Source organism: Cellulophaga sp. BC115SP, from assembly GCF_009905545.1.
Lineage (GTDB): Bacteria > Bacteroidota > Bacteroidia > Cytophagales > Spirosomataceae > Flectobacillus > Flectobacillus rivi.
Genome location: NZ_JAAALB010000188.1, coordinates 1 through 650 on the forward strand (window position 1 = coordinate 1; position 650 = coordinate 650).

The window sequence follows — 650 nt, forward strand, 5'->3', positions numbered from 1 at the left end:
GTTGCTGTAACACGGTAATCACCGGCAGTTAACTCATTAAAATAACCAGATAAATTATTTATTGGATTGACAGGGCTTCCAAGACTGTTATTCCCATTGAGTGTGTAACTAAACCCACCATTTGAGCCTGTTGCCAAAACTTTGGCTTCTCCCTTTGAATAGTAGTCACAGTCTACATCTTTTTTCATTAAAGTAGAAAAGGTAATATCCGAAGGCTGGGTTAGGTTAATTCCTCCAAGACTAAAACTACAGTTGTTTGCATCCTTACCATAAATGGTGTAACTACCCGCAGTTAACTGCTCAAAGCTAGGATTAGCTTGTAAGTTGTTTGTACTTAAACCAACCCAGTAAGGCGCAGTTCCTCCTTGACTATTAACCACTATTTTTCCTGATTTATTTTCAAAACAAGAAAGGTTCTCTGTCGAAGCCAAAGAAATTGTATAAGCTTGAGCAGGTTGTGAGACTGTAGTTTGAGTCGTCTTTTGACAATTGTTCCCATCTTTTACGACAAAAGAATAGGTGCCATTTGTCAAATTATTGAAAGTATTGGCCGTTTGAAAAGTACTTCCATTAACAGCATAGCTATAATTGCCAGCGCCACCTGTAGTTTGGAGAGTTACAACACCATCGTTACCTTGATAGCATTTTAC

The 650-nt window shown here is 38.2% G+C and carries 1 protein-coding gene; it reads right to left on the reverse strand.

What is annotated here, in order from left to right:
• Window positions 1-650, reverse strand: a 650-nt coding sequence (locus tag GVN22_RS27570) for a hypothetical protein (protein ID WP_166554190.1), incomplete at both ends; no start/stop codon positions are given.